General features: G+C 40.2%; 12 protein-coding genes. 5 read left to right on the top strand and 7 right to left on the bottom strand.

What is annotated here, in order from left to right:
- Window positions 1–156 precede the first annotated feature (156 nt).
- From QZZ23_RS14515 to QZZ23_RS14495, 5 genes are all read right to left on the bottom strand, one after another.
- Window positions 157–999 (bottom strand): sulfite exporter TauE/SafE family protein, encoded by an 843-nt coding sequence (locus tag QZZ23_RS14515; RefSeq protein ID WP_292471586.1) that lies wholly within the window; start codon window positions 997–999, stop codon window positions 157–159.
- Window positions 1,000–1,062: 63 nt separating this feature from the next.
- Entirely contained in the window at window positions 1,063–1,470 is a 408-nt protein-coding gene (locus QZZ23_RS14510; protein WP_292471584.1) for an Rrf2 family transcriptional regulator, read from the bottom strand.
- Between the two features lie 281 nt (window positions 1,471–1,751).
- Window positions 1,752–2,576, bottom strand: coding sequence for a CPBP family intramembrane glutamic endopeptidase (locus QZZ23_RS14505; RefSeq protein WP_292471582.1), 825 nt, complete (start codon window positions 2,574–2,576; stop codon window positions 1,752–1,754).
- Window positions 2,577–2,873: 297 nt separating this feature from the next.
- Window positions 2,874–3,140, bottom strand: coding sequence for a hypothetical protein (locus QZZ23_RS14500; RefSeq protein ID WP_292471580.1), 267 nt, complete (start codon window positions 3,138–3,140; stop codon window positions 2,874–2,876).
- Window positions 3,141–3,353: 213 nt separating this feature from the next.
- Entirely contained in the window at window positions 3,354–4,730 is a 1,377-nt protein-coding gene (locus tag QZZ23_RS14495; protein ID WP_292471578.1) for a mannose-1-phosphate guanylyltransferase/mannose-6-phosphate isomerase, read from the bottom strand.
- 333 nt (window positions 4,731–5,063) lie between these two features.
- On the opposite strand from QZZ23_RS14495, the gene QZZ23_RS14490 reads away from it, so the two are divergent.
- From QZZ23_RS14490 to QZZ23_RS14475, 4 genes are read left to right on the top strand one after another with little or no spacing between them, the layout of a single operon-like run.
- The gene (locus QZZ23_RS14490) at window positions 5,064–5,675 is read left to right on the top strand and encodes a TetR/AcrR family transcriptional regulator (RefSeq protein WP_292471576.1); all 612 of its coding nucleotides are present in this window, start codon (window positions 5,064–5,066) and stop codon (window positions 5,673–5,675) included.
- Window positions 5,676–5,680: 5 nt separating this feature from the next.
- A complete protein-coding gene (locus QZZ23_RS14485; RefSeq protein WP_292471574.1) occupies window positions 5,681–6,430 on the top strand; it encodes an ABC transporter ATP-binding protein in 750 nt (249 codons plus the stop codon).
- Window positions 6,431–7,537: an ABC transporter permease gene (locus QZZ23_RS14480; RefSeq protein WP_292471571.1), complete on the top strand. Its 1,107-nt coding sequence runs from the start codon at window positions 6,431–6,433 to the stop codon at window positions 7,535–7,537.
- Between the two features lies 1 nt (window position 7,538).
- On the top strand, window positions 7,539–8,531 hold the full coding sequence (locus QZZ23_RS14475; protein ID WP_292471568.1) for a hypothetical protein: 993 nt from the start codon (window positions 7,539–7,541) through the stop codon (window positions 8,529–8,531).
- A 121-nt stretch (window positions 8,532–8,652) separates the two neighbouring features.
- On the opposite strand, the gene QZZ23_RS14470 is transcribed toward QZZ23_RS14475, so the two are convergent.
- Entirely contained in the window at window positions 8,653–9,618 is a 966-nt protein-coding gene (locus QZZ23_RS14470) for an NAD-dependent epimerase/dehydratase family protein (RefSeq protein WP_292471566.1), read from the bottom strand.
- A 347-nt stretch (window positions 9,619–9,965) separates the two neighbouring features.
- Between QZZ23_RS14470 and QZZ23_RS14465 the strand changes: the two genes are divergently transcribed.
- Window positions 9,966–11,564, top strand: a complete 1,599-nt coding sequence (locus QZZ23_RS14465; protein ID WP_292471564.1) for a type IV pilin N-terminal domain-containing protein — start codon at window positions 9,966–9,968, stop codon at window positions 11,562–11,564.
- 41 nt (window positions 11,565–11,605) lie between these two features.
- Here the strand turns inward: QZZ23_RS14465 and QZZ23_RS14460 are convergent, their stop codons facing one another.
- On the bottom strand, window positions 11,606–12,757 hold the full coding sequence (locus QZZ23_RS14460; RefSeq protein WP_292471561.1) for a transposase: 1,152 nt from the start codon (window positions 12,755–12,757) through the stop codon (window positions 11,606–11,608).
- Window positions 12,758–12,947 lie beyond the last annotated feature (190 nt).

Here is a 12,947-nt window from a genome sequence, read left to right as displayed (position 1 = left end):
ATGGTTCAAAGAATGAAGCAAGAAGCTCCATGCGTAAGCGTGGAGTAGTTCACATCTCGCATCAACACTTTCCACAGGCATTTTTTTATGATTAGGACTTTACACCGGGGCAATTCATGCAGAACTATAAGCCCTCCTTATATGTACAGTGTTTACTTACCAAACCCCTTTCCACAAAGTAGCTACTCCGAGTACCAGTGTAGCAACACCAACAATAATCTTGAACTTATGTGTATCTATCTTTTTAACTGAAATTGCAGCAAAAGGAACAGATAAAACAGCACCTGTAACAAGATAAGGAGCCAGTACCCAGTCTATTGTATTGTTGAAATACAAATAAGCAATAACAGCAACAATACAGGTCAGCCCTTCGGCCAGTGAAGTTATTCCGATTGCATTTTTCCCTTCAACTCCTGAAAGTAGTTGTCCGCCTGTTACAACAGGACCATATCCGCCTCCGCTCATACCTTTATTAAATGATGCGATCAGGCTTAAGCCGACAATTTTCTTCCAGGAAAAGCCATACTGCTTATTCATGGTTGCAAGAATAACGATACCTATTGTCAGTACCAGCAGACCGATGTACAGTTTAAGGTAAAAGGCGGGGATATTTACAGCGACAAACACTGCAAACAATGAACCGAATATACTGCAGAAGGCAATTAACAAAGCCACTTTAAGATGTCGTGGCAATCCCCTCTCAAATGATTCGGCAATGCCTAATCTCCGGGTTGCTGCAAATATTGTATGGGGGTTCATTGTTCTTGGTTTAAAATCAACATTCTTTACTTTATGGTGCATCAGGCCTGCAAACACTCCTGTAAAAGATTCCGACAGTAGTATAGCAGGAACTACCTGTATTGGTTCAAATCCTGAAAGAAGCAATATAGGTGTCAACGTGGTTCCATATCCCATTCCAAGGGTTGAATCAATATACTCTGCTAAAAAAGCGATCAACACAATTGTAAGACCAATTCCTATGGCCAGTTCAAATAACATTAAATTTCCTCCAATTAATATATACTTTCTCTATAGGTATAGTATAGAATACAGTTAAAAAAATTAATCAACAATTAGATCAGCAAAAGATGTGTTCTCCATTTTATCTGAAACATAGTCCCTTATTTCCCTGAATATTCCGATCAGAACTTCGTTTTTCTCTATGGGTGTGCATTCATAGAAATATTTACTCGCAGACTCCACAGGTGCAAGAGCACCATCCATGAGTCTTATAATCTCAGCCAGGGATATTTCCTCAGGCTTTTTAGCCAGCATGTAACCTCCCTCAGCTCCTCTTCGGCTTTTAACATATCCCGCTCTTTTCAGGGCTAAAAGAATTTGCTCAATGTATTTCCTTGGAAGGTCCTGCCTGCTGCAGATGTCCTCTATTTTGATGTACCCCTGGCCTAAGTTTTCGGACAGGTCTATAAGTGCAAGGCATGCATATTCACTTTTAGTTGACAATTTCATCCAATCGTTCTCTAGTATATCTATGGACAAAGTCTATATCTAAGTATATATCTTTTTGTATTAGACCGGAGTTACCGGATAGCTTTAATGTTAAATAGAGAAAATTGACTAAAGCTGGTCCAAATCTCTAGCATTTCTCAGCCTCAATCTCACTAAGACTAACTTCTCCTGCAGCAAGAAAATGAAGCACAGGGATGAGTTATAGAACTTGTTTATAACTTTGCCAATGATCAATTCACTATAAAATGGCTTTAATTTTGAAGCTTAGATCCAAATCTCTATCAGAATAACCCCAGTCCCGGTCCTAGTAATGGTATAAGCCCAAACAGGAATATATTCACAAATCCGTGGGTAAAGGAAACAAGCACCAAGCTGCCTGTTTTCTGGAACATGTAACCCAGTAGGATTCCTGCAGAAGCTGTGATCAGTAATTCATAAAAAGACCCATATCCTGCGTGCATTATGCCAAACATGATGCTTGTGATCAAAAGGCCGTTTTTCATTCCAAAAGATGTCTGGAGTCTGGTTTGCAATAATGATCTGAAAATTAGTTCTTCCGTAAAACCTACAACCAGGATCATGACAAAGGAAAGCTCCAGGAGGCTTTTAAGGGAGAGGTCCGGTATCAGATTGCCTGCATTTATGGTGTGCCACTCAGCCAGTCCGATAAAATACCCGGTCAAAAGAGCAAGAGGTATGTAAATATAGAGGTTTTTTAGTGTGTTCCCCTCCTGAAACAGGGGAATTAGCTGATTACGCGCTATAAGATAGCAAGTAACGAGCAGGGGAGTGTAAATAAAGATAAACATGTAAAGAGTTGTTTCCGAAAAAACAGGCATGGATATGTTTAGCAATCGCAATAGCGGTAACAATGCTAACGCTTGCAGGGAGTTGCCTGTGGATGATTCAGAGATCCATACAGGAGAGAGGATCAGACTCAGAAGGATTACCACATGCAGGAAGATACAAGCTTTCAGATCGCCCGTATATTGCAGTATTTCGGCTATCATAATAGCTATAAGCGGGACAGCGATTATTTGCCAGTTCTTTACTTCATGGTTCAAAACAGTAAAGCTGGCTGTGGATCCAATTCCAGTATCTTCCATATTATCCTCATTAATTAAAATACACCTTTATTCGTGTCTTTGCCAGCCATCAATAACATGACTATTTACCGATATAGCTCTATAGATTATCTAAATACTTAAGTATTGTATTTCCGCACTCGCATAAGTGCATAATTATATTTGTACATATTTAAATTTTCTGAATTACTGCACATTAACTATTTCTATATTTCTACGAATAAAGCCAATATGAGTTGCAATTAAAAAACCAATTATCTAATTGATGGAGTTATATTAAAAAAGATAGAACAGAGATATTCCAGGCATCCTAAAATATTATATGATCTCTGATATCCTGAAGATAACAATAGCTACAAAAGATACGGTCAAAGGTACAATAGTCATAGTTAGTGAATAGCTAAGTGACTTGTTCCATTTGCTGGAATCAATGAGTAATTCATTTGCAATCAGCGCCGTAATAAGTGCGATAACTGCCATTACAGCATATTCATTCATTCCTATTGGTGTTGTCATTGACACAATACCAGCAGCTGTCGAAGAAACTGCACTGGCTGTTGTCGTTGTAATGGTACTTGTCAGCATAATCTATACACACCTCTTGTAGAACATAATCTTATATATACTTTGTTAATTTGTATCATGCATCCAAAAAAAACGTACGATAAATATCGTCCTATGATTTAATCTCAAACCCAACTACGATCATCACATTTTGAGGTTGACATAACATGCCGGGATAATTTACATCATACATTAATGATGTGTTACCGTGCATTTCCAAATAAAGTAAACACTCTATTCCCCGGTCTTTCTGCCAAAATCATCATCAAATCTGACAATATCATCCTCGGCAACATACTCCCCAAGCTGCACCTCTATTATCTCCAGGGGTACCTTGCTTGGGTTTGAAAGCCTGTGCTTCTCTCCCGCCCTTATGAAAGTACTCTCACCGGGTCTGACAAAGAACTTTTTCTCATTGACCTGCACGCAGGCCATACCTTTAACAACTACCCAGTGCTCGCTCCTGTGGTAGTGCATTTGCAGGCTAAGTTTCTTTCCAGGAAGGACAGTAATATTTTTGATAACATGGTTACCACTTTTCTCATGTACACTATATGAACCCCATGGCCTGTACACAGTCTGACCAAGTTTGGTTCTTTCATCTTTTCTGGTCTTGAGTTCATTGACAACATCCTTTACCTTCTGGCTGCTTTCCATAGGGCAGATCAAAAGAGCGTCCGATGTATCAACTACGATCAGATCATTAACATCTATCAAAGAAACAAGCTTTCCGGATTTAGAGTGTACGAGATTCCTTTTTGAATTAATGAAAGCAGGATCCGAATTATTGATTACATTATCCTCATCATTCTTCTCAAATTCTTTATAAATAGCAGAGAAGTCACCAAGGTCGCTCCACTTGTAGTCAAGTTTAACCACAGCCACCTTCTTTGATTTTTCCATGATCCCGTAATCTACAGAAATGCCCGGGATTACATTGAAAATGCTGTCAATATCATCTGTATCATTAAAAGGTCCGTAAATCTCCGGAGCATATTCTTTGAGTTCTTCAAAGAAAAGATCAGTACTAAAAAGGAACATTCCGCTGTTCCACAGACATCCATCTGCTATGTATTTCACAGCAGTTTCTTTGTCAGGTTTTTCCCTGAACTCAGATACATGATACCCGATTCCCAGCGCTTTCCCTGGTTTAATATATCCGTATCCAGTGTTAGGGTAGCCCGGAGCGATACCAAAGGTGACCAGTTTTTCTGCTGCAAGTTCCTCTGAGGAGGCTATAATCTCCATAGCTGCCACATCCAGAACATGGTCTGATGAGAACACAGCAACATTCGATCTGCCATATTTATTTTCAATTGTTTTCATGCCAAAGGCAATAGCAGGAAGCGTGTTCTTTCCAAAAGGCTCGATCAAAAGGTTTTCTGGTGGCAGTTCATATCCCAGTTCTTCAACCTGACCGCTTACAAAGAATCTCTGTTCCTTATTTGTCACAACAAATATTTCGTCCGCTCCAGATATTTCTAGACAGCGAAGAAAAGTATCCTGAAAAAGAGACTTTTCATTAAATTTCAGAAATTGCTTAGGATTCTCCTCACGACTAAGCGGCCAGAGCCGCGTACCACTACCACCGGCAAGTATCAATGATTTCATATTTTTACCTTTCTAGAAATAAATTATCGATAAATCCGGTATCCTTGTAACCAGCATGTTAAGACCAGAAAGCTTAGCAAATACCATCATTATTCAATTCAGCCGTATCACTTTTTTTCAGATGCTCATGGCATACCTGTTCTACTTATACACGAATGGGTCCATTAAACTATTTATAGATATTTGAATTTAATGAAATTACTCACAGGAAACTATTATACTAATATTGGATATCTGATCATTTTTCACTTCTTTTATCAGAATGCATTTTTCACTTTAATCCGGCTTCTTCCGAATGCTTAAATATATGTAAGTAACTACTTACTTACAATAATGAAAGCAGAAGACAAGATCCTGGATGCAGCCCTGAAGGTGTTTGCCAGCGAAGGATTCACAGGGGCAACTACCCGCAGAATTGCGGAAGAGGCAAACGTTGCCGAAGTTACCATTTTTCGAAAATTCCAGTCAAAAGAAAATCTGTTAAAAGAAGTTCTTATTAAAAACAGGGCTGAGATCTCGGAACTGGATATTTTATTTCGCATAGAAAGCGACACAGATATTGCAACAGACCTCTGCAACCTGGGCAAAAAGATTGCAAAAGATCTGAGAGACAAAAAGAAGGAAAGTAAACATCGCATGCTCATGTTCATGCTGTTTGAGGAAGGACGGCGCAGACCAGAAGTTGCTGAGATACTGACATCTGTTTTCCAAATGTACATCTCTCGTTTGAGTGAATATTTCGAAGTGCAATTACAGAATGGAAAACTGCGTAATATAAACCCCCGGTCGACAGCGTTGGCATTTATAAGCTATTTTGTCCATACATCCCTACTAAGGGGAGTAGTTGATGATTGTTTTATGGGTGACATCAACGAAGAAGTTGAAAGATTTACAGATATATTTGCACATGGTATTTTAAAGACCGCGGATACAAAAGTCGGGTGATTTATTTGGAACCAATCATTGAGGTCAGAGACCTTACAAAAGTTTTCCATTCAAGAGGAAGAAAAATAACTGCTGTCGATGATGTCAGTTTCGACGTATTAGATGGAGAGATATTTGGCATGATAGGGCCAAACGGAGCCGGAAAGTCCACTACGTTCTCCATGCTAACAACACTCGTAAAGCCAACCAGCGGCAGTATCAAGGTTGCAGGTTTTGACGTTTATAAGCAGGATAACAAAATAAGGCCAATAATCGGTATCGTTCCCCAGAAACTCAGTCTTTACCCGGACCTGACTGCAAGGGAGAACCTGGAACTTATGGGCAAGCTCTATGATGTACCAAAAAGCATCATGGAAGAACGAATTGACTATTATCTGCGGCTTGTGGGACTTGAGAGCCACGCAGACCGTTTTACAGGTGGATTCTCAGGTGGTATGAAACAGCGTCTTTCAGTCATCTGTGCAGTATTACACGATCCTCCGATCATATTCTGGGATGAGCCTTCTACTGGTCTCGATCCGCAGACCAGGCAATCGATATGGAAACTTGCCAGAAAGTTCAACGGGGAGGGAAAGACTCTGATCTTCACTACTCATTACATGGAAGAGGCAGATAGCCTATGTGACAGGATTGCTGTAATGAACCTGGGCAAACTTGTAGCTCTGGATACTCCGGAGAAATTAAAGGAAAAATCAGGAAGCTCAAATCTTGAAGACATGTTCATACGCCTTACAGGAGAGGAGGTACGTGATTAAATGACAATAATGACTGAGCTCAGGCATGCATGGATAATAACCGTAAAGGAATTCAGGCAGCTTTCCAGAAACAAAGCACTTATGGTTCCTCTGTTTCTTTTTCCTATAATAATGATCATCTTTTTTGGCTATGGTATGGGTGGAACTGTAAAGAACGCCCCCATCCTTATCGTCAATGACGATACAGGCATAGCTTCAAATGCCCTGATACAGGAAATAGGAAGCTACACGGCCAGCTACAATGGAAATCCCATGTTCAAAATGACCTACACAAAGGATATGGCACAAGCAGAGGCGGAAAGTAAAATAGACGCCGGAATGTACAAAGCTATCCTGCTTATTCCGCATGATTATAGCGAGCGGCTGGCGCAAAACGAAAATGTGACCCTTACACTTCTTACTGATTCTTCAGACACGACCACAAGTGGTATCATAGTAGGTTTTATGAGGCAGATTCTGTCAAGAGCCGGTCCCGTTGGTTTGGAGATTCCTAATATTTATGGAAATCTCGAATATCTGGACTTCCTTACGCCAGCTGTAATAGCCCTTACTATTTTCATGGGCTCAGTAGCCACAACAGGCTCTGCCATAGCAGGTGAAAAAGAAGATGGCACAATTGTCCGCATCCTGATGACACCTGTTAGCAGGACATCGGTAATTCTGGGGAAGACCATATACCAGTTAATATTGCAGCTGGTAAGAGCTGTTATTCTTATACTGGCAGCCTATTTTCTGGTGGGGTTCCACATGAATGGCAGCTGGCTGCTTGTTTCCCTGGTACTTGTTATTTTCACCCTTGGAGGCGTGGGGATGGGGATAGTCATGTCAACAAGGGTTGATGATATGGAATCCTTTTTCCAGTTGAACTTGCTTCTCACCCTTCCATCCATGTTCGTCACAGGGGTATTTTTCCCTCTGAGCTCGGTCCCTGACTGGATGCGCTACATAGCTTACTGTTTGCCCCTTACTTATGCCAACGATGCCATGCGTACCATCATGATAAAGGGCCAAGGAATTGGCGCTATATCCACTGATCTGATAATTCTGTCTCTCTTTGCACTCATAACTTTCAGTGCAGGTGTTCACCTATTCAGGAGGGAAGCATAATATGAAAATAAAGAATGTGATAATATCCTCTATTCTATTGAGCTTAATGGTCTCAGGTATTGCGGGAGCCTATGATACACCGGACAATTACAATTTTTCCCAGAGTTTTGATCTGGGTATGAATTTTTATAATGTGTATGGTAGTCCATATATCAGTGCCGCGATCGTTGGGAGCAATGAGTTTGACAGGGGCCAGATGGCTACCTTGAACATAGATCTTGTGAACAAAGGCAAACTATTGGGTTTCAAGAACGACAGAACCCCAAAAGACCGGGATGAGATATTTGCTGCCCAGACAGAAATGAAGCTTGAAAGCAGTGTAGTGGATGCTACGGGCATTATGGCTTCTCTTTCAATTGATCCGGACAGTCCAATTGAGGTCAAATCAGTCAGTCAACAGATAGGTTCAATAAAAAGCGGGCAGAATTCCCTCACTCCTGCAAAATTCGATATCAAGATCGATAAAAATGCAAAGGCCGGAGAATACAACCTTTACCTGGACCTTTCATATGATTACCAGAAAAATGTGCAGGTGGAAGATGCAAATGTCACTGATCAAACCTTTGATGTGAATCACTGGTATGGGACAATGGTCCAGAACCAGACCTTAAAGGTCATAGTAAAAGAACAGGCTGATTTTGAGATCGTGAATACAACAGGAAGTCTTTATCCGGGTGGAGAGGCAATTATCGAAATAGCAGTAAGAAATACAGGTGAAGAAGAAGCAAGAAACGTAAAGCTAATAGTCAATCCTTCTGACCCGTTAAGCACAACTGACGACAAGGCTTTCCTTCCCGTCATGGAACCCGGCAGCACAGCCATTGCAAAGATCAAGATCAAAGCAGATAGTGAAGCTGTAGCCAAAGATTATGGTATCGACACTGTGCTAAGGTATGAAAATCCAGAAGGCGATGCTGAATATTCAGATATCCTGCAAGCCACAGTGGAAGTAAAGGATATCGGCTTCTTCCAGAGGCTCTTTGGATGGTTATGATAGGACAGGGGATATTTTAAGTTTGGAATATTGGGATATCCCTGCAAATATCCGTTCGATTCACATTCCGGCTCTTCCTCATTTTTTAGAGCAGATATATCTTCTGTTTCCACCATTGGATTCATTTGCTACTTAAAAGAGCCTTTATTGTTTCCCTCACACTCTTCTGCGATCCCCATTCATTCTTCCATCCAAGCTCTTTTAATATATTGATGCTCAGCATCATTTTAGGAACATCTCCCTTCCATCCCCTGGATCCGCCGGTATAATTGAACTTAACATTGTCAAGTCCCATTTCTTCAACGATAATTTCCCCGATACGCGTTGGGTTGGTAGCATCTTCAGAACCTATGTTAAAGATATTCACTTCCCTGTCACTGTTGGATACTGAGAACATCATTGCGTCCACACATTCCTTTACATGAAGGTAGGATTTGGACTGTTTCCCGTCACCCAGTATCTCAAGTTCAGCTGGATCTTTCCGCAATTTCTCAATGAAATCAACAATTATCCCATGAGTTCCCCTGTCACCAATTATATTGGCAAAGCGGAATATCCATGAATTCATGTCAAATGTGTGAGAATAGGATGTGATCAGGGCTTCGCAGGCTAGTTTGGATGCACCGTACAGTGAAATTGGTACAAGTGGTCCGTAGTTTTCAGGTGTGGGAATTATTTCAGCTTCTCCATATACTGTTGAAGTGGATGTGAAAGCAATATTCTTTACCTCGTTTTTGCGCATTGCTTCCAGTACATTATAGGTAGCTGTAATATTCTGGTCAAAGTGCACTTTGGTATCTACTGCTCCAAGGCGGACATCGGGGTTTGCAGCAATGTGAAACACAAAATCGATATCCTTGCAGGCTTTTTCGATAGCATGTGTATCCAGGAGCTCTCCAACGATCAATTTAAATTTTGGATTTTTTAGATTATGTTCGATGAACTCCATTCTTCCCGAACTCATGTTGTCAAATACAGTGACTTTGTTACCTATTTCTATAAGTCTGTCAGTCACATGACTGCCAATGAACCCGGCTCCGCCTGTGACAAGTATATGAAGTCCCGAAAGACTGTTTGATATAACCATTATTACACACTCTGATATTCTCTGCAGGGAATTTGGGATACCTGTATATTTTTTTGCAGGACTAATAAACTCTCAGAATATACTTAAGTCTTATGAAATCGTGACGCAGAATATTGTTTACAAATAATTTTAATCTCAACCAATATATCGATGTTGTTTTTAGGTTCCCTGGCATTCAGTAATATAATACCATCTCTTTTATATATATACAAAAGAAATAGTTATTAAAAAGCTGATATGGCCTAAGTGTGCAATTAAAATAACCTAAAAAGGATGTTCCTTTTTCATAATTCTCTTAAAAAGATACACTGTTGGATTATAAATATCGTTTATCGATGCAGGTTCGCATGAGCAGTCAAAAAAGTCCATTCCTGGAAAATACAGATGCAATATCTGAAATAATAGGCGAGGTATTGCTGACAGCAATTGCGGTTCTTTCTTTCTCCATTCTTGCTGTGTTTATATTTTCATATGCAGATCAACAGGACCATGTATATGCAGATATTCAGGGCTGGGTCGATGTAAATTCAGATACCATCTACCTGCGTCACGCCGGGGGAGAAACGATAGATATCCCCAAAACACGCGTCATTCTGGATATCAACGGGACCAGAAGAGAACTCTCGTCATCTGAACTGGAACAGATAAAAGGCAACACTGCCTGGAATCTCGGTGAAACCATCAGGATAAATGCTTCAAAACTGTGGTCTGATAATATCAGTCAGGATGATTACGTTGCTATTGTAATGGTCAATATTGATTCTAATCTTGTTATCAAAAGCGGATCCCTGCTTGGGGATGTTCGTGATGTAACTGCCTCCTCTAACGGCTCGACACCAACTCCAACATTAATTGCTCCGGTACTGTCCGGCCAGAACCCACTGACCACATACCAGAGTAACAAGTCACAGTCCATAACATTCAGTGCAACCAGCAGCCAGTCATCTATCAATGAATTCCTGCTGAACGGCCAGCACCTTGTCTGGTCCAACGGAACCAGTCCGTCATATACGAATACAAGTGCTTTTGAGGGTACATATACAATTACATTGGTGGCAAAAAACACCACAAACCCTTTACTAACTGATTCACTTGCATGGACATGGACTGTAGTATCAGGAACCTCGGCACCCACAGCTCCGGTGCTATCTGGCCAGAATCCGGTAACTCCTTACGAAAGTACTACATCACAGTCCGTGACATTCAGTGCAACCAGTAACCAATCATCTATCAATGAATTCCTGCTCAATGGCCAGCATCTGTCATGGTCCAATGGAACCAGTCCATCTTATACAAATACAAGTGCTTCAGAAGGCACATATACAGTTACACTGATAGCTAAAAATACCACCGATTCTCTGTTTACTGACTCACTTGCGTGGACATGGACAGTAGTAGCAGAAACTCCAACACCCGTTTCCGGAGTTAACATGAATCTCCAGAAGAATAATAAGGGTGGATACATTGCAGATGGCGATTACATCAAGTTCAGAACAGGTGGTAGTGGAAGTTCCATAACTATTGATGGCACAACAACCGGCATAGGAAACAACAGGAATGTCATGTTTGTCATGAATGGTCAGCAAACATCCGGTGAATCCGACATCGGTATCTCCGGTTCATCTCGAAGAATTACAACATATGACTTCAATATTGAGTTCTATATGAACGGTGTTCTGATAAATACCGGGGACGTAACAAGCGTTTACATTAGCAAAGCCGACAACTTCGAGTCTACCTTATTATATTATCTGCCTTCTGATCTCTCCACAACATACCTCAGCGAGAATGGAGGCAGCAATGTGATCATAGACTGGTATCCAAATAATGGTTCTGAGATTCAGCTCTACAATATAACGCCTTCAGATGGCGTTAATTTCAGAATGGAGTTTGATTCAGCCCATACTTACATAGCCGGCTTCGATTCGAACTATACGATGGGTTAAGTCAACTACCCCCTACCTCACGGAAGGGGCTTGAATATCGATTAAGTATTCGTATGGGTGGCTGACAGACACCCCTGAGACTCTAAGGTGTACCTAAAGTCTCTTGTTCTATGTTCTATGTTCATTGCTCCGTTAAGGTCGGCATTGTTTTCATAGCCACATTTCATACATCTAAACGTGAGACGGTTACGATTGTCTTTAGATATGTGGTTGCATCGGTTACAGGTTTGTGAAGTAAAAGCAGGGTCTATGTAGTGTGTGATAATTTCTGCTTCCCTTGCTTTGTACTCGATGAATGTTTGGAGTTGACGATAAGCCCAACTACTATGAGTGTACCTGTTTCTTTTAGAAATTTTGTTTATAGTAGATGTACGAATACCTGTTAAATCCTCTAAACTTATAACAGAGACTTCATTCTCAAGTGCGAACTTCACTATTGCTTTTGAGATTTTGTGGTTTACATCTCGCATAAGACGTTGTTCTTTACCGGAAAAATATTTTAGTTTACGTTTTGCTGATAAAGTTCCCTTCGATTGTAAACGTGCTCGCATGGACTTGTAATGATTGCGAAGATTTTTAATTTCGCCACCAGCAAAGAATTTACATTTTTTGTCAGTGGTCGATGCAACGGCTAAATAGTTAATTCCGACATCGACACCCATAAAAGTTGAGGCATCAGTTATGCTTTTATCTGGAATTTCTTTCTCGATGGATAAATGGAAATAATAATTGCCATCATTGTGTAATGCGAGTTTAGATGCTTGATATTTCCAAGAACCATCAAAATACTGTGTTGCATGGTTATATTTCAAAATGGAATATGCTTTCCTGCCATTATTTGTAGTAATTTTGACAGTGTTTTCGTCAATTGTAAAATCTCTTTTGTAGGAAAATGTCATCGAGGTGGGGGCAAATTCGACCTGTTGCCACTTTGTCTTTTTATCCTTGTTTAGAGTTTTGTAGCATCCTGCGACTTGTCGGGGAATATTACAGCTCATTTGAGATTTTAGTCCTAAGTTCTCACGAAGGTGCGAATAAACTATTTTTTGTAGCTTCATAGCTCCCATAGGTTTACCGTTATCGAAAAGAATGTTGGAGACGTAATTCATACCATCTGAATATTTCTGCATAGTTTCAACTAAATCGTTATCGGGCTTCTTAATTTTTAAAATAACGGTTTTAGTTAAGAACATACAATACTATATTCACACGTTTATTATAAATAACGGTTGTGTGAATAATTAGACGCATTCCTCCCCCATCTCACGAAAGGGGGACTCCTGCTTCAAAAGTTGAAAAAATAATATGAATTAATTTTTTTTAAATATTCCGCAAAATAATAAAATGCCTGTTCAAAGAATCATTCAGTTTCATCGTTAACCT

It is taken from the genome of Methanolobus sp., assembly GCF_016278385.1.
Lineage (GTDB): Archaea > Halobacteriota > Methanosarcinia > Methanosarcinales > Methanosarcinaceae > Methanolobus.
The sequence above is the reverse complement of the archived record's forward strand: the minus strand, read 5'-3'. Positions and strand labels throughout refer to the sequence as shown.

Coding starts and splice junctions, on each gene's coding strand:
- QZZ23_RS14515 (WP_292471586.1), bottom strand. CDS start 999: ATGTTATTTGAACTGGCCATAGGAATTGGTCTTACAATTGTGTTGATC.
- QZZ23_RS14510 (WP_292471584.1), bottom strand. CDS start 1,470: ATGAAATTGTCAACTAAAAGTGAATATGCATGCCTTGCACTTATAGAC.
- QZZ23_RS14505 (WP_292471582.1), bottom strand. CDS start 2,576: ATGGAAGATACTGGAATTGGATCCACAGCCAGCTTTACTGTTTTGAAC.
- QZZ23_RS14500 (WP_292471580.1), bottom strand. CDS start 3,140: ATGCTGACAAGTACCATTACAACGACAACAGCCAGTGCAGTTTCTTCG.
- QZZ23_RS14495 (WP_292471578.1), bottom strand. CDS start 4,730: ATGAAATCATTGATACTTGCCGGTGGTAGTGGTACGCGGCTCTGGCCG.
- QZZ23_RS14490 (WP_292471576.1), top strand. CDS start 5,064: ATGAAAGCAGAAGACAAGATCCTGGATGCAGCCCTGAAGGTGTTTGCC.
- QZZ23_RS14480 (WP_292471571.1), top strand. CDS start 6,431: ATGACAATAATGACTGAGCTCAGGCATGCATGGATAATAACCGTAAAG.
- QZZ23_RS14475 (WP_292471568.1), top strand. CDS start 7,539: ATGAAAATAAAGAATGTGATAATATCCTCTATTCTATTGAGCTTAATG.
- QZZ23_RS14470 (WP_292471566.1), bottom strand. CDS start 9,618: ATGGTTATATCAAACAGTCTTTCGGGACTTCATATACTTGTCACAGGC.
- QZZ23_RS14465 (WP_292471564.1), top strand. CDS start 9,966: ATGAGCAGTCAAAAAAGTCCATTCCTGGAAAATACAGATGCAATATCT.
- QZZ23_RS14460 (WP_292471561.1), bottom strand. CDS start 12,757: ATGTTCTTAACTAAAACCGTTATTTTAAAAATTAAGAAGCCCGATAAC.